Raw genomic sequence first — 662 nt, 5'->3', positions numbered from 1 at the left:
GGTGTGGTGATTTTGTGGTGAGGAGTGCATATCTGTTGAGTCTGGTTCTGGTCTGGGTTAACGTATTTGCAGGAATCGACCCGGAGGGAGTCTTTTGAGAAAACAACTGGTATTAGCCACCCTGCTTTTAATTTCCATGCCTGCCTGGTCTGCGGATTGTTTTGATATGGCAGGACGGGACTATCGAATAGATCCCGATCTGCTGCGGGCTATTTCATGGCAGGAGTCTAAATGGAAGGTGAATGCCATCGGGAAAAACCCGGGAGCTGGCTACGGTGCCGGACTGATGCAGATCGACTCGCAACACCAGGGTGAACTGTCGCAGTACGGTATTAAACCGGGACACCTTCTGACTGATGCCTGTCTGAATATTTACACCGGTGCTTATTATCTGGCACTGGCTTTTAAAAAATGGGGAGTCAGCTGGGAGGCAGTCGGCGCCTACAACGCCGGGTTCCGGAGAACGGACAGGAAGGCCATGCGACGACTGGAGTACGCCAGGAAGATTGAGGCCATCTACCTCGCTATCAAGAAAAATAAAAATGCCGGCCAGTCATCTTTAACAACAAAATGAAGACCTCATTCATGAGGTCTTCAGAACAGGGAAGTGATTAATCAATTGCCCGCCATATTAAATGCCGTTCGGGATGATGAATAATGCT

Annotated in this window: 1 protein-coding gene; it reads left to right on the top strand. The window is 49.4% G+C overall.

Annotated elements, in window-relative coordinates; translation table 11 throughout:
- Positions 1-136 precede the first annotated feature (136 nt).
- Positions 137-574, top strand: a complete 438-nt coding sequence (locus tag HMPREF3096_RS01270) for a transglycosylase SLT domain-containing protein (protein WP_064163791.1) — start codon at positions 137-139, stop codon at positions 572-574.
- Positions 575-662 lie beyond the last annotated feature (88 nt).

The organism is Klebsiella sp. HMSC25G12, from assembly GCF_001807705.1.
Lineage (GTDB): Bacteria > Pseudomonadota > Gammaproteobacteria > Enterobacterales > Enterobacteriaceae > Klebsiella > Klebsiella variicola.
This window is presented reverse-complemented; position numbering and strand designations above follow the sequence as displayed.